Below are 21,820 nucleotides of genomic sequence, written 5' to 3' on the forward strand. Positions count from 1 at the left end.
TGAAGATTCCTGTTTATTCTGAAACAAATTTCAGGTTAGCAGGAATCTTTTTTTATCTTTAGTTTCTAAACCGAAACCTATATGTCATCCATTTTTACCAAAATAGTAAACGGAGAAATTCCGTGTTATAAAGTAGCCGAAACTGAAGATTTTTTAGCCTTCTTAGATGTTAATCCTAATGCTAAAGGACATACTTTATGTATTCCTAAAAAAGAAGTAAATAAACTTTTTGATTTAGATGAAGCAACATACACTGCCTTAATGCTATTTTCTAGAAAAGTAGCAATAGCTTTAGAAAAAGCTGTGCCTTGTAAACGTGTTGGTGTAAGTGTAATTGGTTTAGAAGTACCACATATACATGTACATTTAATACCATTAAATACAATGGAAGACGCAAGGTTTATTAATAAAGTGTCTTTACAAAAGGAAGATTTTGAAGCTTTAGCAAAAGCAATTGCTGCTAATTTATAATTGGTAAACTAATACGCTTAGTATTGCAGCTATTAAAAGGGTAGCTGCACCAATCAAAATCCAAAACAGACTTTTGTACTTTTTAGATGATTTTTTAGGCTGGAAAGCTTTCATCTGGTAGTCATAAACGCGCTCAATGTCATCCGTCCAACGTGCTGGATAGATTTTAGTATTACAAACAATGCAATTCATTTCCGTACTTACCTCTTGTGTAATGCTTTTATAAAAAGAAGTTTCAATAAAACGTTGCTTAAAAGTTAATTGCAGTCCTTTAGTGCTAAAGCATTCAGGGCAATTATTATTTAAATCAACGGTATTTATTGTTAGTAATCTATCAGACATTTATATTGTTTTTAGGCTAATCTGCATTGTTGTTCCTTTTCCTTTTTCAGAGTGCAAAACTTTTATACGACCATTATGGAAGTCTTCTATTATTCGTTTTGCCAATGATAAGCCAAGTCCCCAACCACGTTTTTTAGTTGTATAACCAGGCTCAAAGATAGTACTAAATTCGTTTTTACTTATTCCTTTTCCTGTATCTGTTACAGTTATTTTCACGCGTTGTTCTAACTGTGTGATACTGACCTGTAAATCACCTTTTCCCTTCATGGCATCTATAGCATTTTTAACTAAATTTTCAATAGTCCAACCATATAATTGGGTATTTAAATTAACGTAGATAGGGTGTTCTGGTAAAGTGATATCAAAATTTATTAGTCTTGAAGATCTTGTTTTTAAGTAGTCATAAGCGTCTTTGGTTTCAGCAACAATATCAACCTTATTTAGTGTAGGAAGCGATCCTATTTTACTAAAACGCTCTGTGATTGTTTGCAAGCGACTAATGTCTTTTTCTATTTCTTTTATGTATTCAGGATTAGTGTTTTCACCTTTTAAAATTTCGGTCCAACCAATTAATGATGATAAAGGCGTCCCGATTTGATGTGCGGTTTCTTTAGCCATTCCTGACCATAATTTATTTTGAGTTGCAATTTTAGAGCTGCGATAAAAAAAGTAAACCACTGCTCCAAATAAGACAATAATTAATAATAGCGCTAATGGATAATATTTTAGTTTATTTAAAAGTGGCGAGTTTCCGTAGTATAGCATACCAAGGGACTCATCGCTATTAGTTTTGTTATTATAATAGGATAATGCAATAGGATGGTTTTCTTCTTCAAATTGTAATTGACTTTTTCTTAAAAAAGCATCAACATTTTTTATTCCTAAAGTATCTAAATTATTAAAGCTACTTATTTCTCCTTTAGGAGATACTAAAATCATTGGAGTAGTAGAGGTGGAGTCTGTTATAATAAATGTTGTGACATTGTTTACTTCGCCATCTAACCCGTTTCTAAAGCTATTTAAAAAATCACTTTGTGCATAGGACCATGTTTGCATTTTTCTGCGTTCTTCTGCTTTAAATTTTTGAAAAAACACATACGTATTCCATAATATTAAAGAGATAATAGCAAATGAAGCAATAATAATTATCCAGCGTATAAGCTGACGATGTTTTGTAAAAAACATGATTGTTAGTTTTTGGTGTTAATATAATGCAATTCTGTTAATATTATTGTGGAGGTTGGTTACTAATTGCCTTTTAGTTGACCGTCAGATTGTGTATTTTTGTAGTAAACAATACTCCTTTATGTTATCATTTACACCACAAGAATTCTCTACAGCTAAATTACATGGCTATTTACTTAGTGCTGTTGCACCTAGACCAATAGCTTTTGCTAGTACAATAGATGCAGACGGAAAACCTAATTTATCACCTTTTAGTTTTTTTAATGTGTTTAGTGCTAATCCACCAATATTAATTTTTTCGCCAGCAAGACGTGTTAGAGATAATACTATTAAGCATACATTGGTTAATGCAGAAGCGACTAAAGAGGTTGTAATTAATGTGGTAAACTACGATATTGTTCAGCAAATGTCTTTAAGTAGTACAGAGTATCCTGAAGGTATAAACGAATTTGAAAAAGCAGGTCTGACTATGTTAAAATCAGATGTGGTAAAACCATTTAGGGTAGCAGAAAGTCCTGTGCAAATGGAATGTAAAGTTAACCAGATTGTACACCTTGGTGAAAACGCAGGAGCAGGTAATTTAATCATTTGTGAAGTGGTTAAAATGCATGTGTCTGAAGATGTCTTGGATGAAAATGGTGCAATAGACCAAAATAAATTAGATTTAGTATCTAGAGCAGGAGGTAGCTATTATAGCAGAGCAAAATCTGGATTTTTTGAAATTCCAAAACCGTTGTCAACCCTTGGTATAGGTGTTGACGCTTTACCAAAAGCAGTTAGAGAAAGTGCTGTTTTAACAGGAAATGATTTGGGGCTTTTGGGGAATGTTGAAAACTTACCTGAGGAAAATAGCATTCAGGCTTTTAAAAACCAACATAATTTAAGTTCTTTGTCGACTGAACAAAAACATAAAAAAGCAAAAGACTTTTTAAGTTTTAGTGATGTGGAAAGCGCTTGGAAAGTGTTGTTATCGTAATTTTACGATATTTAATTAGACGAATATTTAATAATTATATAGAAAATGGAAGTACAAGGTAAAGTTAAGCTAGTAGGAGAAACTCAAAGTTTTGGTAGCAACGGATTTAGAAAAAGAGAATTAGTAGTAACTACAGAAGAGCAATATCCTCAACATATTTTAGTAGAGTTTGTTCAAGATAAATGTGATTTATTAAACAACTATCAAGTAGGACAAGATGTTAAAGTAAACATCAATTTACGTGGTAGAGAGTGGGTTAATCCTCAAGGAGAAACTAAATATTTTAACTCTATTCAGGGTTGGAGAATTGAAGGCGTTCAAGCTGGAGCAGCACCTCAAGGGATGCCAGAAGTACCACCAGCACAAGCTTTTGAGCCAGCTAACAATGTAAAAGATGAAGATCACGACGATTTACCATTTTAAGTAATAGTCAATCTTTAAACAATAACTTTATTAAAATTAGTTGTTGTACTAGATATAAAAACCTCAAGACTTTTGTTTTGAGGTTTTTTTATAAAAAAAAGCCTTGTAATTAAACAAGACTTTTTAAAATAGTGGATTTTATTAGCCTTTAGTTATAAACTTTAAAAACAGTGGAAAACTAATTATCAATATAAAGACTACATAAATATCTAAAAAATAAATTAATTAGAAGATAAAACGTTGGTAATTAATGTTATAAAATTAAATATTAGTGTTTTTTGTAAGTAAATACAGTTTATAATAAGGTTTTCTAATTCAATTTCTTACTTTAATATCTTAAACTAATTGATTACAAATGGAGTTTTTAAACAATAATCATGTGTTTCCTGAAGTTGATAAAGCCACAGAAGATGGTCTTCTAGCTGTTGGTGGAGATTTAAGTGCAAACCGATTGTTAACTGCGTATCAAAAAGGCATTTTTCCTTGGTTTGAAGATGATAACACTATAATGTGGTGGTCTCCAGATCCCAGATTTGTATTGTTTCCAAAAGATTTAAAAGTGTCTAAAAGCATGAAGCAAATCCTGCGTAACACAGATTTTGTGGTCACAGTTAATAAAGATTTTAACGCTGTTATTACAGCTTGTGCTGCAGCAAAACGACCAGGACAAGATGATACTTGGATTACAAAAGGTATGATTGACGCCTATACTAAATTACATCAATTAGGTTATGCAAAGTCTATAGAGGTTTGGCTAAATAATACACTTGTTGGAGGCTTATATGGTGTAGACTTAGGTAATGGTGTGTTTTGTGGAGAAAGCATGTTTGCTAAAGTTAGTAACGCCAGTAAAGTAGGGTTTATAAGTTTTATTCAAAATACAAACTATAAGCTTATTGACTGTCAGGTTTACACAAATCACTTGGAAAGTTTAGGTGCAATGGATATTTCTAGAGCGCAGTTTTTAAAGTATTTAACTTAAACCTCATGGTATCTAAAACAAGCTACTTCGTGGTCATTAACCATGCCTACAGCTTGCATAAATGCGTAAACAACCGTTGATCCAACAAATTTAAAACCTCGTTTTTTTAAATCTTTACTTAGGGCATCACTAATTGTAGTATTTGCAGGTGCACTTTTATAATGTGCTACTTTATTTTTTATAGGTGTATTATTTACAAAAGCCCATAAATAAGTGCTAAAACTACCAAACTCTTTTTGGATGTCCATAAATAATTGGGCATTAGTAATCGTGGCATTGACTTTTAATTTATTTCTAATAATGCCAGCATTTTGTAATAATTCAGATTTTTTTTCTTCATTGTAATTAGCTATTTTTTGATAATCAAATTGGTCAAATGCATCAAAAAAATTATTGCGTTTTCGTAAAATAGTTATCCAACTAAGACCAGCTTGGAAGGTTTCTAAGATTAAAAACTCAAATAGTGTAGCATCATCATATACAGGAGTTCCCCATTCTTTATCATGATAAGCTTCATATAAATCATCTCCAACGCACCAACCGCATTTATGTTTTGTCATTTTGTTTCGTTTTTCGATATTCTTTTATGGCAATTAACATGTAAATAAGCACTATTACATGTCTTAAATCAAACAAATATAGATTTTTAAAAATATGATAATTAGGAATCAAATTAAGACTTTTACAAGCTAATAAGCTGAAAAAACCAATAAATAAAATAGGTTTAAAGGTTCTTAAAGTTAACATTGTAAGGAAGTTTTAATATTTTCTACTAATGTAACAACAGTAACTTATAAATCATAATAGTTGCTGTATTTTTGTACTATGGATACACTTAAAGATACAATTATCAAACAAATTTTACAAGATGGGTTGGATAATAGCATGAGCTATGCTGAATATAGAGATTTGGTTTTGACTAAAGTCGAAAACAATTCAAACACAGGTCATGAGGTTAACGAAGCTTTAGCTAATTATACAATGCTTAATAGTAAGCGCATGAAGCGTTGGGATAAAACGATTAAGATTGGAGAAGGCGTTGCAGATGCTATTAAACATAAAACATTTAATCAAACTTGGATTATAATAACTGAAAGTTGGTGTGGAGATGCTGCACATGTAATGCCTGTTATTAATAAAATTGCAGAATTAAACGATGGTATCAATTTTAGAGTTGTATTAAGAGATGATAACGAAGCGTTAATGGACCAATTTTTAACTAATGGTTCTAGGTCTATAGCTAAGTTAATTATTTTAGATACAACTACTAAAGATGTTATTGCTACTTATGGTCCAAGACCAAGCACAGCAACTTTATTGGTAAATGACTATAAAGCTAAGTATGGTAAATTAACGCCAGAGTTTAAAGAAGACTTGCAACAATGGTATAATAAAGATAAAGGTCATACAGTTATAGCGGATTTAGTCGCTTTAATTGGTTAAATAATATATATTCTCTTTTACATTTAAAGGAGAATATATCTATTTTCCGGTAAACTGAAACGTAATAGATCCTAATTGCTTTGATTTTGTTGAGGTATTAAACTTAGCGTCCTTAGCATATTGTAAAGCATGTTCTTGTAAACATGCATTATTAGAAGTTGATGCATTGTTGATATAAGCATCTATAACAGTACCATTACTATTTACGGTTATATTAACTACAATTTTACCTTCTGCATCACATAAATAAACAGGAATTGGTAAGTATTGATCTGTCCGACCTTTTAAAGAATAGTATATAGAGCTGTTAGTGTTGGCTACATTACTTTGTTTGGTACTACTGTTTTTAGACCGTTTGTTAAGTATTTCATTTACGCTATTAAAACTAGTTAATGTCTTTTCAGAGATTGCAGAATTACCATGACTTGCTTCCGTAGCTTCTTCAGTTTTGATATCGTTTTTATAGGTCTCTAATTTTGGATTAGTATAATCCTCAGGAGGAGCTATAGGTTTGTAAGCTTGTGCGTAGTGTTTGTAGTTTTCAGAAGTGTTAAAAGCTTTGTTTGTTGCTTTATTAGCGCTTTGGATGAGTGTATTCTCGGCTATATTTTCAATAATATCTTCAACTTGCTCTATGTCGTACAATGTTTCAGCGACAGCTGTATTTGTTTTAAAAACAGTCACATTTAATACAGACAACAGTAATGTACCTGTTATTAACAAAGTTATAGCTAGCGCTTTATGAGAGTTTTTAAAAAGCATGTAGTACAAACGATTTTTAACTAATTGTTAGTATATGTATATACGTTTGTAAAGTATAAAAAGATGTGTTTTAGTTCTTTTTTGGGAGGTTTTTAATAAAATCATCTATCGAAAGCCCATTTTTTACATCAAAATCACCAATTTTTGTGCGACGTAAAACAGATAAGTGTCCACCGGAATCTAATGCTTTTCCAAAATCGTTAGCCAAAGATCGTATGTAAGTCCCTTTACTGCATACCACTCTAAAATCAATATTTAGACCATCAATGTTAGTAATCTCAAATTCTTGAATTGATATTTTTCTGGATTTAATTTCAACGGTTTCACCAGCTCTAGCATATTCGTAAAGACGCTTTCCTTCTTTTTTTAAAGCAGAAAATATTGGAGGATATTGGTCAATTTCACCTGTAAACTGCTTAGTCGTTTGGTGTATTAAATCTTCGGTAATATGGTTGGTATTAAAAGTCTCGTTAATTTCGGTTTCTAAATCGTATGATGGTGTTGTGCTTCCTAAAACAATTGTTCCTGTATACTCTTTAATTTGACCTTGAAAGGTGTCTATTTGTTTGGTCATTTTACCAGTGCAAATAACAAGCAATCCAGTTGCTAATGGATCTAAAGTTCCAGCATGACCTACTTTTATTTTTTTAATATTAAAAGCTTGGCGGATTTCCCAACGTAGTTTGTTTACCACCTGAAAAGACGTCCAATCTAATGGCTTGTCTATAAGTAAAACTTGTCCTGCTAAATAATCTTCTTTAGTCATTGACTTAATTTAATAGTGCAAATGTTATTGCAATTATACCAACAATAGCACAGTAAATAGCAAAATAGGATAGCTTACTTTTTTTAACCAAGCTAATCATCCAAGTGCAAGCAAATAAACCAGCAACAAAAGCAGCTACAAAACCAGCGGATAATGCAGTGATATTTTGACTGTCAAAATTTAAATCACCTCCTAAAATGTCTTTGGCTATTTTTCCGAATATTAAAGGTACAACCATTAAAAAAGAAAAGCGTGCAGCTTTAGTTTTGTCATTACCTAATAATACAGAAGTAGATATGGTTGCTCCACTTCTAGAAATGCCAGGAAGCATGGCTATTGCTTGAGACACTCCTATAATTAAAGCATCTTTAAAGGATACGTTTTTATTTGTGTTTTTAGCTTTATCAGCAAAAAATAATAGTATTGCTGTGACTAATAACATACAACCTACTAATAGGATGTTGCCACCAAAAAGTTGCTCTAATTGTTCTTCAAAAAACAATCCTACAAAAGCAGCAGGTAGCATAGAGATTGCAATTTTTGTTACAAATTTGGTGTCGTCATTCCATTTAAAAGCTAAAAAGCCTTTAATAATGTCTAAAATATCTTTTCTAAAAATAACAATGGTACTTAATGCAGTAGCAAAGTGAAGAACTACAGTAAATAATAAGCTTTCTTCAGGAATACTTTTATCGCCTAAAATGGCTTTACCTATTTCTAAATGACCACTTGAAGACACAGGAAGAAACTCAGTTAATCCTTGTACTATACCTAATAAAATTGAATCGAAAATATCCATGTTGGCAAAAGTATTAAAATACTATGACCAAATGATACAATGAAGTTGAAATTTAATAGTCTAATTTCAATAAAAATAAACTACTAGAAGTATTATTCGGCTTTAGGCTTAGATAGTATAGCGTAAACCTGTATGCCAAAGCCAATAATTACTAAAGCAGGAGCCAAACGGATACGTCTCCAGCTAAAAATAGCATCACTAAATACATTTGGGTCGTCACTACCACCACCAGACATCAAAATGAAGCCTAAGGCAATGCAAGCTAAGCCAATAAACATAAATTTATAGTTGTGTTTACCAAAAACTAATTCGGTTTTTAAACTGTTTTTATTGTTTTTGTTGCTTTCTCCCAAAGTATTATTTGTGTTGATTTTTGACAAATTTAAACTTTTTAAATTAATCGTAAATAAATTTTGTTTGATGTTTTTTAATAGTCACTTTATCTGTGTGTGCAACTTTAGTTTCAAACTTATTAGTTGTTGTCGCTAAATAAGCAATAATTGCAACTAGACCTATTAATACAAATGTGATTCGTTTCATAAACATTAGTTTTAGAGTTATTAATCATTTTAAAGTATTAGTTGGTCAATAGTGCGTTATTTTTTGGTTAAGTAAATATAACGCGCTAAAGTGCAAAGTATTGTTAACGCTTTAGTTAAAAGCTGTTAAATTAATACAGTTGATCGGTCTTTAAATTTAAAAAACGTTGTGTTGCAAAATGAGTACTTATCCAAGTAATTAGGATACCTAGTAAAAAGATTATTAAAAATAAACCACCTATTAAAATAGGACTTTGACGTAAAACTAATTCTGGAAAAGCTTGGTCCACATAATACACTATAAACCCTAAGCCTACTAAAGCAAGGATAGCACCAAGTATACCTAGTTTAATGCTTTTCCAAACAAATGGTCTACGTATAAAGCGTTTGGTAGCACCTACCATTTGCATCGTTTTTATAGTAAAACGCTTAGCGTAAACAGATAATCTAATGCTGCTATTAATTAGTAATACCGCAATTAAAGTAAAAATAGCACTTAGTAATAAGACCCAAAAGCTAATTTTTTTAACGCGACTATTCATTAAGGTTACTAAATCTTTGTCATACCTAACTTCTTCAACAAAACCTTTTTCTAGTGCAGTTGCAGCTAATTCTTCTAACTTATCAGAAGTCACAAAATCTGCTTTAAGGTTAACATCAATATTATTTTGTAAAGGATTAAATCCTAAAAACTCCATAAAATCTTCACCATTTTCAGCTTTCATAGACTCAGCTGCTTGCTCTTTAGAGATGTATTCGGTAGATTTTACATAATCTGCCAATGCTAGACTTTTTTCAAGCTGCTTAACTTCGACGTCCTTGGCGTTGTCTTTTAAATAAATAGTAACCGTTACTTGTTCTTTAAACAGGTCTGCCACCTTTTTAGCGTTAAGAACCAAAAGGCCTAAAATACCCAATAAAAATAATACTAATGCAATACTTAGTACTACAGAAAAGTAAGAAGAAATTAATCTACGTTTTTGATATCTTTCAAAAGAAGAGCTCATAAATTGATGTTAGTTTATAGTGTAAAAATATAAAAGAAAATGAAATCCCTTTGATTTAGAACGTCAAACTTTTAATAGTCTTATAATAAGTTTAAATTTGTTGCTTAATTAAGCGGAAAAACACAAAAATGCAATACCATTTTAACGACATCGAAGCCAAATGGCAAAAATATTGGGCCGAAAATCAGACTTTTAAAGCCTCAAACAGTAGTGACAAACCAAAATATTATGTTTTGGACATGTTTCCTTATCCATCAGGAGCAGGATTACACGTTGGTCATCCATTAGGTTATATCGCGTCAGATATTTATGCACGTTACAAACGCCATAAAGGATTTAATGTATTGCATCCTCAAGGGTATGATAGCTTTGGATTGCCTGCCGAACAGTATGCTATTCAAACTGGTCAACATCCTGCAATTACTACAGAGACTAACATAAAAACCTACAGACGTCAATTAGACCAAATTGGTTTTAGTTTTGATTGGAGTCGCGAAGTACGTACATCAAGTCCAGAATATTACAAATGGACGCAATGGATTTTTATTCAATTATTTGAGTCATATTATTGTTTTAACGATAATAAAGCAAAAGATATAAAGGAGTTAATTTACGTTTTTAAATTAAACGGAAATTGTCCAAAAGAATCTGGATTAAATGTCGCTTGCGATGATAATATCGAAATATTTTCTGCTGACGATTGGAATGGTTTTTCATCCGAAAAACAACAAGAAATATTATTACAATATAGATTAACGTATTTAGCCGAAACCGAAGTTAACTGGTGTCCTGCTTTAGGAACCGTTTTAGCTAACGACGAGATTATAAACGGAGTGTCAGAACGTGGTGGACATCTTGTTATGCGTAAAAAAATGACGCAATGGAGTATGCGTATTTCTGCTTACGCAGAACGTTTACTGCAAGGGTTAGATACTATAGATTGGACAGACTCGCTTAAAGAAAGTCAACGTAACTGGATTGGTAAATCTGTTGGAGCAAGTGTGACTTTTAATGTTATACCTTCTGTCTCGTCCAGCGCAGTCGAGACGTCTCATCAAATAGAAGTCTTCACAACTAGACCTGATACTATTTTTGGTGTTAGTTTTATGACCTTAGCTCCAGAGCATGAGTTAGTATCTCAAATAACAACACCAGAACAAAAAGCAGAAGTTGAAGCATACATTTTAGCAACCTCAAAACGTAGCGAGCGTGATCGTATGGCAGATGTAAAAACCATTTCTGGTGCGTTTACAGGTGCATACGCAGAGCATCCTTTTAGTAAAGAACCAATTCCAATTTGGATTGGAGATTACGTATTAGCTGGTTATGGTACAGGAGCAGTAATGTCTGTACCTTGTGGTGACCAACGTGATTACGATTTTGCAAAACATTTTGATATTGAAATTCTTAATATTTTTGAAGGTGCAGATATAAGCCAAGAAGCTTTTACATCTAAAGACAACGTGAAAATTGCAAATAGCGATTTCCTTAACGGAATGAACTATAAAAAAGCATCTAAACGTGCTATTTTTGAGTTGGAGCAATTAGGTCAAGGCGAAGGAAAAACCAACTACAGATTGCGCGATGCAGTATTTTCGCGTCAACGATATTGGGGAGAACCGTTTCCAGTATATTACGTTAATGGAATGCCACAAATGATTGACAAACAACATTTACCAATTACACTTCCAGAAGTAGAAAAATATTTACCAACCGAAACTGGAGAGCCACCTTTAGGTCGTGCAGACATTTGGGCTTGGGATACTACTACAAATACTGTAGTTAGCAATGATAAAATTAACAACACAACCATACATCCTTTAGAGCTAAATACAATGCCAGGTTGGGCTGGAAGCTCATGGTACTTTTTTCGTTATATGGAAGAAAAAGCCAATAGAGGAGAAGATTTTGCAAGTAAAGATGCACTTAATTACTGGGAAAACGTAGACCTTTATATTGGAGGAAGTGAGCATGCAACAGGACATTTATTGTACTCACGTTTTTGGGTGAAGTTTTTAAAAGATAGAGAATTTGTTGGAGTTGATGAGCCTTTTAAAAAGCTGATTAACCAAGGGATGATTCTTGGGACTAGTGCATTTGTTTATCGTGAAGATGGTACAAATACCTATCTGTCTAAAGGATTAATTAATGATAAAAAAGTAGCACCTATTCACGTTAAAGTGCAATATGTTAATGCTTCAGATGAATTAGATATCGAAGGATTAAAAAATGATGGAGAATTTGGTGAAGACTTTAAAGATGCAGAATTCATATTAGAAGATGGAGTTTATAAAGTAGGTCGCGAAGTCGAAAAAATGTCTAAATCCAAATACAACGTTGTAAACCCAGATAATATTTGCGAGCAGTATGGAGCAGATAGTTTACGTTTATACGAAATGTTTTTAGGACCTTTAGAGCAAGCTAAACCTTGGAATACTGCTGGTATTACAGGTGTGCATGGTTTCTTAAAAAAACTATGGAAATTATATGTTGGCGAAAACGGAGTTACTGTAAATGATGCTGAGCCAACAAAAGACAATCTAAAAACGTTACATAAAACCATTAAAAAGGTTGAAGAAGATATCGAGAATTTCTCGTTTAATACTTCGGTTTCAACGTTTATGATTGCTGTTAACGAGTTGACACAACAAAAATGCACAAGTAAAGAAGTGTTACAACCACTATTGGTTTTATTGTCGCCTTATGCACCTCATATTACTGAAGAATTATATAGCCAATTAGGTAATGAAGGTTCCATTGCAACTGTAGCATTTCCAAAATTTGATGCAAGTCATTTAGTTGAAAGTAGCAAAAATTATCCAATTTCGTTTAACGGAAAAATGCGTTTTACCTTAGAGTTACCAATGGATATGTCTAAAGACGATATAGAAAAAACAGTAATGGCTCATGAAAAAACAATAGCACAATTAGATGGTCGTACACCTAAAAAAGTGATTATTGTTCCAGGTAAAATTGTAAATATTGTAGGCTAACGTTATTATAAATAATACAGTCATTGCGGAGAACGAAGCAATTTCTTTAATGAGCTAATTTTAGGATACTAACAAGAGTAATCAGGAAAACGTCAGTTCAAGTGATTCGACGTAGGAGAATTATATCGAGAACCAATAGACCTCTTGATACAATTTGCTCGTACCTCACAAACCAATCGATGTGACGTTGCGTTAATAATTATTTTTAAAAATATAACTGTTTAGTATAATTAAAAGGCGAACGTCATTGCGAGAAACGAAGCAATTTCTTTATTGAGCTAATTTTAGGATACTAACAAGAGTAATCAGGAAAACGTCAGTTCGAGTGATTCGACGTAGGAGAATTGTATCGAGAACCAATAGACCTCTCGATACAATTTGCTCGTACCTCACAAACCACTCGATGTGACGTTGCGTTTATAGTTACCCTCACGCAATGACACCTTGTGAAGAAGATTATTTTCTGAGTTACGATAAACTAAAGACAGATTAGTCTTACAGCTTAATGTAAACACTTGATTCGGCAATTTTAAAAGGTTAATTAAAATAAAGTCTAAATCTGACATTTTTTCTATCCTTTAAGTTGGCTTACTTTTTGCTATATTTATGGTATCAATTTTAAAATTTAAAAAAATATGTTTTCAGGATATATGGGTTACTATATACTAATAGGAGCTATAGGTTTAATTAGTAGTATAGTAAGTAGTAAGTTAAAAAGTAAATTTGCATTTTACTCTAAAGTCCATTTGCGTAATGGTATGACAGGAGCAGAAATTGCAGAAAAAATGCTAGCAGATAATGGTATTAGAGACGTAAAGGTTATTTCTGTTAAAGGACAATTAACGGATCACTATAATCCAGTGGATAAAACTGTAAATTTAAGTGAAGTCGTGTATAGTCATGCAAATGCAGCAGCTGCAGCTGTAGCTGCACACGAGTGTGGCCATGCGGTCCAACATGCAACAGCCTATAGTTATTTGACTATGCGATCTAAATTAGTACCTGTTGTTCAAGTAACATCTAGTATGTCACAATGGGTTATTATTGGTGGTATTGCATTAATGGCTTCTGGTGCATTAGGTGCAAGTGGACTTTATGTTGCAATTGCAGGTTTGGTCATGATGGGATTTGCTACACTATTTAGTTTTATCACTTTGCCAGTAGAGTATGATGCAAGTAATAGAGCTTTGGCTTGGTTAAAAGCAAAAAATATTGTCACACCAGAAGAATATAAAGGCTCTGAAGATGCACTTAAATGGGCTGCAAGAACCTACTTAGTAGCAGCAATTGGAGCGTTAGCCTCTTTATTATATTGGGCTATGCAAATTTTAGGTAGACGCGATTAAGTCACTTAAATTATATAAAAATAATACATAATAGTTTTTCTTTTTTTTACATTTGAGCAACCAATAATTTATTCAATAATAATGGAAAATAATTTAGAAAATTCGTTTGACAATTACCAAGGGAATACATTAGTAAATGTGGCATCTGAAGCAGATAGAGTTGCATTTTATAAAAAAACGTATGGTCATGTTGCTGTAGGTGTATTAGTATTTATTTTATTTGAATACCTACTTTTACAAAGCCAAACTGTTGTAGAGTTTATGTTGTCTATGACAGAAGGTTATAAGTGGTTATTACTACTTGGAGGTTTTATGTTAGTCACAACTTATGCTGAAAGTACAGCAATGAAAACTGCCGATAAAAATAAACAGTATTTAGCTTATGCATTATATATATTAGCTCAGGCTGTTATTTTTGTGCCAATGATATACATTGCAGCTTTTTACATGGATTCTGGTCCAGAGATGTTACAGCAAGCAGCATTGGTAACATTAGCGTTATTTACAGGTTTAACTGCTGTAGTAATGATGACTAAAACAGATTTTTCGTTTTTAAAAGCAGGTTTAACTATTGGTGGCTTTATAGCTTTAGGGTTAATTGTTGCTGGATCACTTTTTGGTGGATTTACACTAGGTTTATGGTTTTCTGTTGGGATGTGTTTATTAGCAGGAGGATCTATTTTATACCAAACGTCTCAGATTAAAGATAAATACACAACTGAAGATTATATACCTGCAGCATTAGGTTTATTTGCATCTTTAATGTTGTTATTTTGGTATATCCTTAGAATATTTATGTCAAGAGACTAATAATTATACCAGTAAATAGTAAAAAAAGCACCTAAATTTTAGGTGCTTTTTTTACGTCTAAACTTAAATTTTAACAAGGTATAATTAACTTGTAATTTGCTGTTTTATAGTTGTTTGTTGGATGTAAAACTATTTTTAAAATTAATATCAAAAATTATTATATGGTGTCAATCAATATGTTAAATTTGTTATGCTATTAATTTATATATTATGAAAAATAAACTACTATCATTGATTTTTTTGTTACCATCATTAATCATGTCACAAGTAGGCAATGGTTTTGAAAACACTCCAGGTGTAACATTTAACGCTGTAAGTAATGCGTGTCAATATTTTGACACAAATACTACAACAGCACATACATTAATTAATTATAATGCCAATTGCGGTTTGGTTTATGTTACTGAGGCAAGTTCTGGTTCAACATTAGGATACGCTATTGTATTAGATCCAACAACACCTAATGGTCCTGTAGGTTTCTCTGATGGAGATTATTTTGGTGTTGCTACAGCAGCTTCTATCCAATCAGAATTAGGTTTTGCGCCACCAGAAGGGACGCAAGCTTTTTTTATGGATGATGTTGATGGTACAGTTACTATGACTTTTGACCAAGTCGATCTAGTAGGATCTAATCCACAGTTTAGTATGCAATATTTTTTAGATGATACTAATTGGGATATTTTAGACTTTTTTAGAGTGACTATTCAATTTTCAGATTGTGCTTCACCAGCGCTTACGCTAATTGATACCACTACAGAAACTAATGGTATTGACGATTTACCAGGTTTGCAAGGGTCTTGGCAATTATTGTCTGCAGATTTATCTGCTAATGCAACGTGCAAAGCACAATTGGTAATTGAGTTTTCTTCTAATTCTGGAGCAGAGCAATTGGCTTTAGATGCTATAGATTTTATTCCTGGTTTGACACTAAGTACAGATGTATTTGATTTAAGTAGTGTGTTATCTATATATCCAAATCCTTCTAATGGATTAATGACGATTAAAAACAACGGAGTTAATTTAAAGGCTGTTAATGTTACAGATATTAATGGACGTTTAATTAAAACAATAAATTTAAATAATAGCTCAATAAATACTATTTTAGATTTAAGTACAGATTTAGCTTCTGGATTGTATTTTATTACTGTAGTTTCAGAAAAAGGAAATCTTGTTAAAAAGATAATTATAGAATAATTTAGTAATTTAGATATATATAAAAAAAGCGCCTTTTTGAAGGCGCTTTTTTTATATTTTTATTTGTCGTTCTATTTGTTGGTCTAGAGATATAAAGGTTTCTGTTCTAGAAACACCAGCAATGGATTGTATATCATTGTTTAGTAAATGCATTAAATGCTCGTTGTCCTTACATAGTATTTTTATTAATATACTCCAGTTTCCTGTAGTGTAATGACACTCTAAAACTTCGGGTATTTTTTTTAATTGTTTAACTGCTTCCGGATTACTCATGGCTTTGTCTAAATAAATACCTACAAATGCCATAGTGGTATAGCCCAAAACTTTTGGGTTAATAACAAATTTAGAGCCTGCAATAAGTTTAGATTTTTCTAGTTTTCTTAAGCGTTGGTGTATGGCAGCTCCAGAGATTCCGACTTGACGTGCGATTTCTAAAACAGGTGTTCTAGCATCTTGCATTAAAGCACGAAGTATCTTTTTATCGATACCATCTATTGTAATGTTATTGTTTGTAGTTTTCAAGATGAAATGGGTTGAATTTTAAAAGATAAATTTAAGGATTCTATTTTAAACTGAAACTGGGTTTGTTAAAGATCCTGTTTTTAATTGCATTAAGGATGGAAATGGCATCCTTTTTTGCCATTAAAAGCAAAAAAGATATAATGTACAGCCTGACCTAAGCAACACTTACAAGGTTAATTAAAACCTTGTAAGTGTTGTGTGGTAATGCCCTAAAATTAAATATTTAAGGGGTTGTAGCCTAAATATGGGACTTCGGTTTCTTTAAAAGTAATTCCGTAATCTTTTAATTCTTCTAGAATTGGAGTGTAGACTTCTTTTGTAATTGGTATTTGTACGCCTGGAGTTGTAATCTTACCATTTAATATGGCCAATGTTGCAATTGCCACAGGAAGTCCTACGGTTTTTGCCATAGCTGTGTAAGTTTGGTCTTCGCCAAGGGTAACCATTGTAGAGTCTATTTGGTGTTTTTTACCATCAAGCTCATAACCAAATTTGTGGTACATGACAATCATGTCCTTGTCTTGAGGATCTAATGTCCAGCTATCTAGTAATATTTTTTGTAATATTTGTGCAGGCGTTGCTTTTTTAAGTTCGACCATTTTAGTCTTGCTAAATAGGTCTAACTCTAAAAACTTGTCCCAAATAATATCATCTTGATCTATTTTTAAGGCGTGTCTAAATTTAAGCTCAACAGAGTCTGTTGGACTATAGGGTAAAAAGGCATTGACAAAGTCACGATAGCTCATGTTTTCACTATCATCAATAGTGTAACTGTCGTCTGTCATACCTAATGCAACAAAGACTTGCCAAGCTCTAGAAAATCCTACACGACGCATGGTCCCACGATATAATGTTTTTACATTGTCAAGATTATATACGCTTTGGTACTTTAATGAGTCACGATTAGCATAAGCTTCAAAGCGTCCAAATCCTTCCACGTCTAAAAACTCGGTACGTCTAAATAAGCGATTGTATGGTATGTATTTGTATGTGTTTTCTTGTAAAAATTTTGCTGCTCCACCTTGTCCTGCTGTGACTACATTTCTTGGATTCCAAGTAAATTTGTAATTCCATAAATTGTTGTCACTTTCTGGAGCTACTAATCCACCAGTAAAGGACTCGAATAATATAATTTTTCCGCCTTTATCACGTATACCATCAATAACTTGCATAGCACTCATATGATCTAGTCCTGGATCTACACCAATCTCGTTCATAAACACCAATCCTTTGTCTTTAGCATCTTGATCTAAAGCTTGCATTTCATCACTGACATAAGACGCTGTAACCATACTTTTATTAAAAGTAATACAGTCTTTGGCAACTTCTATATGGAATCTTGCAGGTAGCATTGATACAACTATATCTGCTGCTTTAATAGCATGTTCTCTAGATATTGGATCAAATACATCTAAACTAATTGCCGAGGCGTTAGTATGATTACTAATCATTATTTTTGCGCTTTCAACATTTAAGTCACCAACTGTAATATGTAATTTTTCGGTTTCTGATTTATCTAGTAAGTATTTAATAAGGTACGAGGTTGATTTTCCGGAACCTATGACTAATATCTTTCGCATAATGGGATTTGTTGAGTATTTTTGAACTACGAATGTAGAAAATTTTAATTGGGATAAAAACGAAAATGAAGTATTTATATGAATAAGAAGCTATTACTTTTAGGAACTATTTTAGGATTATTAAGTGTTGTTTTAGGCGCTTTTGGAGCACATGGATTAAAAGCTTTAGTATCTGCAGAAGCAGTCCAAAGTTACGAAACTGGTGTGCGCTACCAAATGTATCATGCATTGTTGTTGTTAGTCGTTGGGAGTCATAATTTGGTGACCTCAAAATCTAAAACAATAATTTTTTATTTGGTTTTGTCAGGTATAATCTTGTTTTCCGGATCTATTTACGGATTAGCAACTAACACATTAACTGCTTTTAATTTTAAATCGATAGCGTTTGTGACACCAATAGGAGGTTTACTATTAATCTTGTCATGGGGTATCCTGTTGATAAATATTTTAAAGATCAAACAGAATAATTAGTATTTGTTTGGCGTTTCTAGTGTAATAATTTTAACTTTGCAACTCAAACAACACATACACAACACACACAAATTATGGTAGACCATACCCAATTTACGAAAACGATTGCGTTGGAACAATACGGAATCAAAAATGCCCAAGTAAAATATCAATTAACACCAGATCAATTACAACAGGAAACTCTAGAAAAAGGTCAAGGTAAAGTAGCCTCTTCAGGAGCTTTAGCAGTAAATACAGGCGAGTTTACAGGACGCTCTCCAATGGACCGTTTTATTGTAAAAGACAGTATTACTGAAGATAAAGTGTGGTGGGGAAATATCAACATTCCTTTTGATGCTGATAAGTTTCAAAAACTATACGATAAAGTAACAGATTACTTATCTAACAAAGAGGTTTTTGTTAGAGACAGTTTTGCTTGTGCTGATGAAGACTACAAACTAAACATTCGTGTTATAAATGAGTATCCATGGAGTAACATGTTTGCTTACAATATGTTTTTAAGACCAACTGAAGAAGAGTTAAAAGATTTTACTCCAGAATGGACTGTAGTTAATGCTCCAGGTTTTATGGCAGATCCAGAAGTTGATGGTACACGTCAGCATAACTTTGCTATTTTAGATTTTACTAGAAAAATTGCTTTAATTGGTGGTACAGGTTACACAGGAGAAATCAAAAAAGGAATCTTCTCTGCACTAAACTTTATTTTACCAGTTTATAAAAATACATTACCAATGCACTGTAGTGCAAATGTTGGTAAGGATGGTGACACAGCAATTTTCTTTGGATTATCAGGAACAGGAAAAACAACATTATCTACAGATCCTGACAGAAGCTTAATTGGAGATGATGAGCATGGTTGGACTGCAGAGAATACTGTGTTTAACTTTGAAGGTGGTTGTTACGCTAAAGTGATTAACTTATCAGGAGAGCAAGAACCAGAAATTTTTGGTGCGATTAAAAAAGGAGCAATTCTAGAAAACGTTATCATGAATGATAAAGGAGAGGTAGATTTTGAAGATACTTCTATTACACAAAATACGCGTGTAAGTTATCCAATACATCATATTGAAAATATTAGAGTACCATCTACAGGAGAGAATCCTAAAAACATTTTCTTTTTAACAGCAGATGCTTTTGGAGTATTGCCTCCAATATCTAAACTAACACCAGCTCAAGCTGCTTTCCATTTTATATCTGGTTATACAGCAAAAGTAGCAGGTACAGAAGCAGGAATTACTGAGCCAGTACCAAGTTTTTCGGCATGTTTTGGAGCACCTTTTATGCCTTTACATCCAACAAAATATGCTGAGATGTTAAGTAAAAAAATGAAAGACGCTAACGTAAACGTGTGGTTGATTAACACAGGTTGGACTGGAGGGTCTTACGGAGTAGGAAGTAGAATTAAGTTAAAATATACGCGTGCTATGATTAGTGCAGTGCTTAATGGAGATTTAGGATTGTATAACTATAAAGATTATCACATCCATTCTGTATTTGGTGTAGCACAACCTAGAACTTGTCCAGGTGTACCTGATGAGGTATTAAGCCCAAGAGCAACTTGGAAAGACGATAAAGAATATTACAAGACAGCTTTTAAATTAGCTAATGCTTTTAGAGAGAATTTTGAGAAATTTGAATCTTATGCAAGCGAAGAAATTAGACGTGGTGGACCACAACGTTACGCTGAATAGTAATAGATAAAGTGTTAATAAAAAAAGCGCCAATTGAAATTTTCAATTGGCGCTTTTAATTTATAGTAGATTAAGGTTTATTTGCCTTTATTAACTTTGTCAATATATTTTTGAAGTGCCATAGTCATAGATGGTGTTTCAGGTGTTGGTGCAGCAATGTCTACACGCAATCCTTTTTCTTCAACAGCTTTAATGGTCGTGTTACCAAAAACAGCAATTCTAGTATCGTTTTGTTTAAATTCTGGAAAGTTGTGGAATAAAGACTCGATACCACTAGGACTAAAAAATACTAAAATGTCATAAGTCACATTTTCTAAATCTGATAAGTCACTAATAACTGTTTTATAAAATACAGCTTCTTTCCAGTCAATATTTAACGCGTTTAAAGTTTCTGGTACCTCAGGCTTTAATTTGTCTGTTGTAGGTAATAAAAACTTTTCGTCTTTATATTTTTTTATTAAAGGTGATAAGTCTGCAAAATTACGTTTACCAACATAAATTTTACGCTTTCTGTACACTACATATTTTTGTAAATAGTAAGCAACTGCTTCAGATTGACAAAAATATTTTAAAGAATCTGGTACTTTAAAACGCATTTCTTCAGCCACTCTAAAAAAGTGATCAACAGCATTTCTACTAGTTAAAATAATAGCGGTGTAATTTTTTAAATCAACTTTTTGTTGTCTGATATCTTTAGATGGCACACCTTCTACATGAATAAAAGGTCTAAAATCAATTTTTACTTTCTGCTTTTCAGAGAGATCAAAATAAGGCGAATTTTCTATTTTAGGTTCCGGTTGCGAGACTAAAATCGTTTTCACTTTCATAAGTTGTATAATTTTATTTAGACCCAATTAGTTGTTATAATTTTATATAAAACAACATAAGGTGCAATTTCGAGAGTGCAAAGATACAAAATAAAATAAAACAAGCTCTTTCTAAAGACATTAAGATTATTCTTAATAAATAAAAACAAGCCAAAAAATTGCAAAGCTAAAAGGATGGCAAGCAGTGTAATTAATAGGGTTTGGTTAGGTGTTAAAGTATAGATTAGTACAGCATTTATTGGTAGAAGTACTAATCCTACAAAGTTTTGAAAGCTAGTTTTTTCAAAAATATATTTATCTATAATAGGCTCTATATCCAATACGCTTGATAATAACCTTTCAAAAAGCACCTTTAATATTAAAAATAACCCAATAAGTAAAGCGTATTTAAAGACGTCCAATTGTGGTAACCTGTTAAAGGATTGCTCATTTAAATAGGTATGCAGTAAAAGTCCTAAGTTAAGTGTAAAGTTTAAAAACAACAAGCCTTCAAATAAATCAAAAAAGCGCTGTTCCTTTATATATAGGTTGGTATGTCTGGAGTTAAATAGTAGTAAGATAAACTCATTAAATCTTTTAGTAAATAATGTCTTAGATAGCGCTACAATAATTAGGCAACCTATAAAAGTTAGGGTTAAAATATCTACAGTATATAGGTCTCTTAGCATGGCATAAAATTATTATTTTTTAA

Annotated in this window: 24 protein-coding genes; 11 read left to right on the plus strand and 13 right to left on the minus strand. The window is 32.3% G+C overall.

From position 1 onward, the window contains the following. The first annotated feature begins 81 nt into the window (after positions 1–81). The gene (locus V6251_RS06265; RefSeq protein ID WP_341587464.1) at positions 82–471 is read left to right on the plus strand and encodes an HIT family protein; all 390 of its coding nucleotides are present in this window, start codon (positions 82–84) and stop codon (positions 469–471) included. Here V6251_RS06265 and V6251_RS06270 read toward each other — a convergent pair. Beyond that, positions 466–813: a hypothetical protein gene (locus tag V6251_RS06270; RefSeq protein WP_145004201.1), complete on the minus strand. Its 348-nt coding sequence runs from the start codon at positions 811–813 to the stop codon at positions 466–468. The genes V6251_RS06265 and V6251_RS06270 overlap by 6 nt on opposite strands. Continuing rightward, positions 814–1,998, minus strand: coding sequence for a sensor histidine kinase (locus V6251_RS06275; protein ID WP_341587465.1), 1,185 nt, complete (start codon positions 1,996–1,998; stop codon positions 814–816). Between the two features lie 121 nt (positions 1,999–2,119). Here V6251_RS06275 and V6251_RS06280 point away from each other — a divergent pair, with 121 nt between their 5' ends. From V6251_RS06280 to aat, 3 genes are all read left to right on the plus strand, one after another. Continuing rightward, complete coding sequence (locus V6251_RS06280; protein ID WP_145004196.1) at positions 2,120–2,974, plus strand: flavin reductase family protein; 855 nt, start codon at positions 2,120–2,122, stop codon at positions 2,972–2,974. A gap of 45 nt (positions 2,975–3,019) precedes the next feature. After that, the gene (locus V6251_RS06285; protein WP_145004194.1) at positions 3,020–3,397 is read left to right on the plus strand and encodes a DUF3127 domain-containing protein; all 378 of its coding nucleotides are present in this window, start codon (positions 3,020–3,022) and stop codon (positions 3,395–3,397) included. A 355-nt stretch (positions 3,398–3,752) separates the two neighbouring features. Then, a complete protein-coding gene (gene aat, locus V6251_RS06290) occupies positions 3,753–4,379 on the plus strand; it encodes a leucyl/phenylalanyl-tRNA--protein transferase (protein ID WP_341587466.1) in 627 nt (208 codons plus the stop codon). Here aat and V6251_RS06295 read toward each other — a convergent pair. After that, positions 4,376–4,939, minus strand: a complete 564-nt coding sequence (locus V6251_RS06295; RefSeq protein ID WP_341587467.1) for a DNA-3-methyladenine glycosylase I — start codon at positions 4,937–4,939, stop codon at positions 4,376–4,378. The two genes, aat and V6251_RS06295, sit on opposite strands and share 4 nt — an antisense overlap. A gap of 265 nt (positions 4,940–5,204) precedes the next feature. On the opposite strand from V6251_RS06295, the gene V6251_RS06300 reads away from it, so the two are divergent. After that, positions 5,205–5,822, plus strand: coding sequence for a thioredoxin family protein (locus V6251_RS06300; RefSeq protein ID WP_341587468.1), 618 nt, complete (start codon positions 5,205–5,207; stop codon positions 5,820–5,822). Positions 5,823–5,861: 39 nt separating this feature from the next. Here the strand turns inward: V6251_RS06300 and V6251_RS06305 are convergent, their stop codons facing one another. The 6 genes from V6251_RS06305 to V6251_RS06330 all read right to left on the minus strand — a co-directional run bounded on the left by V6251_RS06305 (position 5,862) and on the right by V6251_RS06330 (position 9,695). After that, on the minus strand, positions 5,862–6,584 hold the full coding sequence (locus V6251_RS06305; protein ID WP_341587469.1) for an energy transducer TonB family protein: 723 nt from the start codon (positions 6,582–6,584) through the stop codon (positions 5,862–5,864). A gap of 70 nt (positions 6,585–6,654) precedes the next feature. Beyond that, positions 6,655–7,350, minus strand: a complete 696-nt coding sequence (gene truB / locus V6251_RS06310; protein ID WP_341587470.1) for a tRNA pseudouridine(55) synthase TruB — start codon at positions 7,348–7,350, stop codon at positions 6,655–6,657. A 4-nt stretch (positions 7,351–7,354) separates the two neighbouring features. Further along, positions 7,355–8,149, minus strand: coding sequence for an undecaprenyl-diphosphate phosphatase (locus tag V6251_RS06315; protein WP_341587471.1), 795 nt, complete (start codon positions 8,147–8,149; stop codon positions 7,355–7,357). A 92-nt stretch (positions 8,150–8,241) separates the two neighbouring features. Then, entirely contained in the window at positions 8,242–8,502 is a 261-nt protein-coding gene (locus V6251_RS06320) for a DUF3098 domain-containing protein (protein WP_292948102.1), read from the minus strand. A 43-nt stretch (positions 8,503–8,545) separates the two neighbouring features. After that, positions 8,546–8,689: a hypothetical protein gene (locus V6251_RS06325; protein WP_186439217.1), complete on the minus strand. Its 144-nt coding sequence runs from the start codon at positions 8,687–8,689 to the stop codon at positions 8,546–8,548. A 130-nt stretch (positions 8,690–8,819) separates the two neighbouring features. Beyond that, the gene (locus V6251_RS06330) at positions 8,820–9,695 is read right to left on the minus strand and encodes a cell division protein FtsX (protein WP_145004175.1); all 876 of its coding nucleotides are present in this window, start codon (positions 9,693–9,695) and stop codon (positions 8,820–8,822) included. 128 nt (positions 9,696–9,823) lie between these two features. Here V6251_RS06330 and leuS point away from each other — a divergent pair, with 128 nt between their 5' ends. The 4 genes from leuS (at position 9,824) to V6251_RS06350 (ending at position 16,038) form a co-directional block, all read left to right on the plus strand. Continuing rightward, positions 9,824–12,688 (plus strand): leucine--tRNA ligase, encoded by a 2,865-nt coding sequence (gene leuS, locus V6251_RS06335; protein WP_341587472.1) that lies wholly within the window; start codon positions 9,824–9,826, stop codon positions 12,686–12,688. 635 nt (positions 12,689–13,323) lie between these two features. After that, positions 13,324–14,034, plus strand: coding sequence for a zinc metallopeptidase (locus tag V6251_RS06340; RefSeq protein WP_292948058.1), 711 nt, complete (start codon positions 13,324–13,326; stop codon positions 14,032–14,034). Positions 14,035–14,115: 81 nt separating this feature from the next. After that, a complete protein-coding gene (locus tag V6251_RS06345; RefSeq protein ID WP_292948056.1) occupies positions 14,116–14,844 on the plus strand; it encodes a Bax inhibitor-1/YccA family protein in 729 nt (242 codons plus the stop codon). Between the two features lie 210 nt (positions 14,845–15,054). Continuing rightward, entirely contained in the window at positions 15,055–16,038 is a 984-nt protein-coding gene (locus V6251_RS06350; protein ID WP_341587473.1) for a T9SS type A sorting domain-containing protein, read from the plus strand. A 51-nt stretch (positions 16,039–16,089) separates the two neighbouring features. Here V6251_RS06350 and V6251_RS06355 read toward each other — a convergent pair whose 3' ends face one another. Together V6251_RS06355 and V6251_RS06360 are read right to left on the minus strand one after the other, a co-directional pair. Beyond that, positions 16,090–16,560: an Lrp/AsnC family transcriptional regulator gene (locus tag V6251_RS06355; RefSeq protein WP_028283223.1), complete on the minus strand. Its 471-nt coding sequence runs from the start codon at positions 16,558–16,560 to the stop codon at positions 16,090–16,092. A 215-nt stretch (positions 16,561–16,775) separates the two neighbouring features. Continuing rightward, positions 16,776–18,140, minus strand: a complete 1,365-nt coding sequence (locus V6251_RS06360; protein ID WP_341587474.1) for a saccharopine dehydrogenase family protein — start codon at positions 18,138–18,140, stop codon at positions 16,776–16,778. Between the two features lie 78 nt (positions 18,141–18,218). On the opposite strand from V6251_RS06360, the gene V6251_RS06365 reads away from it, so the two are divergent. Both V6251_RS06365 and pckA read left to right on the plus strand, forming a co-directional pair. Continuing rightward, on the plus strand, positions 18,219–18,611 hold the full coding sequence (locus V6251_RS06365) for a DUF423 domain-containing protein (protein ID WP_341587475.1): 393 nt from the start codon (positions 18,219–18,221) through the stop codon (positions 18,609–18,611). Positions 18,612–18,685: 74 nt separating this feature from the next. After that, positions 18,686–20,302 (plus strand): phosphoenolpyruvate carboxykinase (ATP), encoded by a 1,617-nt coding sequence (gene pckA, locus V6251_RS06370; protein WP_341587476.1) that lies wholly within the window; start codon positions 18,686–18,688, stop codon positions 20,300–20,302. A gap of 77 nt (positions 20,303–20,379) precedes the next feature. Here pckA and V6251_RS06375 read toward each other — a convergent pair whose 3' ends face one another. Continuing rightward, a complete protein-coding gene (locus V6251_RS06375; protein ID WP_145004153.1) occupies positions 20,380–21,129 on the minus strand; it encodes a uroporphyrinogen-III synthase in 750 nt (249 codons plus the stop codon). A 17-nt stretch (positions 21,130–21,146) separates the two neighbouring features. Then, positions 21,147–21,797, minus strand: a complete 651-nt coding sequence (locus tag V6251_RS06380) for a DUF4271 domain-containing protein (protein ID WP_341587477.1) — start codon at positions 21,795–21,797, stop codon at positions 21,147–21,149. Positions 21,798–21,820: the final 23 nt, after the last annotated feature.

This window comes from Olleya sp. Ti.3.14 (genome assembly GCF_038154885.1).
Lineage (GTDB): Bacteria > Bacteroidota > Bacteroidia > Flavobacteriales > Flavobacteriaceae > Olleya.

Excerpts from the sequence above, each read along its gene's own strand:
- V6251_RS06265 (WP_341587464.1), top strand. The coding sequence starts at position 82 with ATGTCATCCATTTTTACCAAAATAGTAAACGGAGAAATTCCGTGTTAT.
- V6251_RS06270 (WP_145004201.1), bottom strand. The coding sequence starts at position 813 with ATGTCTGATAGATTACTAACAATAAATACCGTTGATTTAAATAATAAT.
- V6251_RS06275 (WP_341587465.1), bottom strand. The coding sequence starts at position 1,998 with ATGTTTTTTACAAAACATCGTCAGCTTATACGCTGGATAATTATTATT.
- V6251_RS06280 (WP_145004196.1), top strand. The coding sequence starts at position 2,120 with ATGTTATCATTTACACCACAAGAATTCTCTACAGCTAAATTACATGGC.
- V6251_RS06285 (WP_145004194.1), top strand. The coding sequence starts at position 3,020 with ATGGAAGTACAAGGTAAAGTTAAGCTAGTAGGAGAAACTCAAAGTTTT.
- aat (WP_341587466.1), top strand. The coding sequence starts at position 3,753 with ATGGAGTTTTTAAACAATAATCATGTGTTTCCTGAAGTTGATAAAGCC.
- V6251_RS06295 (WP_341587467.1), bottom strand. The coding sequence starts at position 4,939 with ATGACAAAACATAAATGCGGTTGGTGCGTTGGAGATGATTTATATGAA.
- V6251_RS06300 (WP_341587468.1), top strand. The coding sequence starts at position 5,205 with ATGGATACACTTAAAGATACAATTATCAAACAAATTTTACAAGATGGG.
- V6251_RS06305 (WP_341587469.1), bottom strand. The coding sequence starts at position 6,584 with ATGCTTTTTAAAAACTCTCATAAAGCGCTAGCTATAACTTTGTTAATA.
- truB (WP_341587470.1), bottom strand. The coding sequence starts at position 7,350 with ATGACTAAAGAAGATTATTTAGCAGGACAAGTTTTACTTATAGACAAG.
- V6251_RS06315 (WP_341587471.1), bottom strand. The coding sequence starts at position 8,149 with ATGGATATTTTCGATTCAATTTTATTAGGTATAGTACAAGGATTAACT.
- V6251_RS06325 (WP_186439217.1), bottom strand. The coding sequence starts at position 8,689 with ATGAAACGAATCACATTTGTATTAATAGGTCTAGTTGCAATTATTGCT.
- V6251_RS06330 (WP_145004175.1), bottom strand. The coding sequence starts at position 9,695 with ATGAGCTCTTCTTTTGAAAGATATCAAAAACGTAGATTAATTTCTTCT.
- leuS (WP_341587472.1), top strand. The coding sequence starts at position 9,824 with ATGCAATACCATTTTAACGACATCGAAGCCAAATGGCAAAAATATTGG.
- V6251_RS06340 (WP_292948058.1), top strand. The coding sequence starts at position 13,324 with ATGTTTTCAGGATATATGGGTTACTATATACTAATAGGAGCTATAGGT.
- V6251_RS06345 (WP_292948056.1), top strand. The coding sequence starts at position 14,116 with ATGGAAAATAATTTAGAAAATTCGTTTGACAATTACCAAGGGAATACA.
- V6251_RS06350 (WP_341587473.1), top strand. The coding sequence starts at position 15,055 with ATGAAAAATAAACTACTATCATTGATTTTTTTGTTACCATCATTAATC.
- V6251_RS06360 (WP_341587474.1), bottom strand. The coding sequence starts at position 18,140 with ATGCGAAAGATATTAGTCATAGGTTCCGGAAAATCAACCTCGTACCTT.
- V6251_RS06365 (WP_341587475.1), top strand. The coding sequence starts at position 18,219 with ATGAATAAGAAGCTATTACTTTTAGGAACTATTTTAGGATTATTAAGT.
- pckA (WP_341587476.1), top strand. The coding sequence starts at position 18,686 with ATGGTAGACCATACCCAATTTACGAAAACGATTGCGTTGGAACAATAC.
- V6251_RS06375 (WP_145004153.1), bottom strand. The coding sequence starts at position 21,129 with ATGAAAGTGAAAACGATTTTAGTCTCGCAACCGGAACCTAAAATAGAA.
- V6251_RS06380 (WP_341587477.1), bottom strand. The coding sequence starts at position 21,797 with ATGCTAAGAGACCTATATACTGTAGATATTTTAACCCTAACTTTTATA.